The sequence below is a fragment of the Rhodoferax ferrireducens genome (assembly GCF_003347515.1).
Lineage (GTDB): Bacteria > Pseudomonadota > Gammaproteobacteria > Burkholderiales > Burkholderiaceae_C > Rhodoferax.
The window spans coordinates 1-422 of record NZ_QEII01000139.1; the positions used below are offsets into that span (position 1 = coordinate 1).

Annotated in this window: 1 protein-coding gene; it reads left to right on the plus strand. The window is 52.6% G+C overall.

Translation table 11 applies throughout. The annotated features are described in order from the left end of the window. Positions 1-422, plus strand: a 422-nt coding sequence (locus C5P05_RS00670; RefSeq protein ID WP_157979155.1) for a serine hydrolase domain-containing protein, incomplete at both ends; no start/stop codon positions are given.

Below are 422 nucleotides of genomic sequence, written 5' to 3' on the forward strand. Positions count from 1 at the left end.
CGCCAGTCCAGTTTCAACCAGGCCACGGCTTTTCATACAGCAACTCCAATTATTTTCTGCTCGGGAGAATCATTGAAAAGGTGTCCGGCATCAGCTACCAGGACTTCATGCAGAAGCAGATTTTTCAGCCGCTGCAAATGCACAGTACGGAGATTGAGACCGCTGCGAGCCCTGTTGTTACTGTCATTGGTTACACGCAAGGAAGAAAGGGCATCTCCAAATCACCCTTTTACAGTATGAGTTGGCCGTTTGCCGCTGGTGCCATGCGCACCAGTGTTGACGACCTGGTGCGCTGGGACAATGCCATCAGGATAGGCGCACTCTTGAGGCGCGACTCCTGGGAACGAATGGCCAAAGACTTCACGTTAAATGACAGAAGCCACACGGGCTATGGGTATGGCTGGGTCATTCGCAAACTCCGC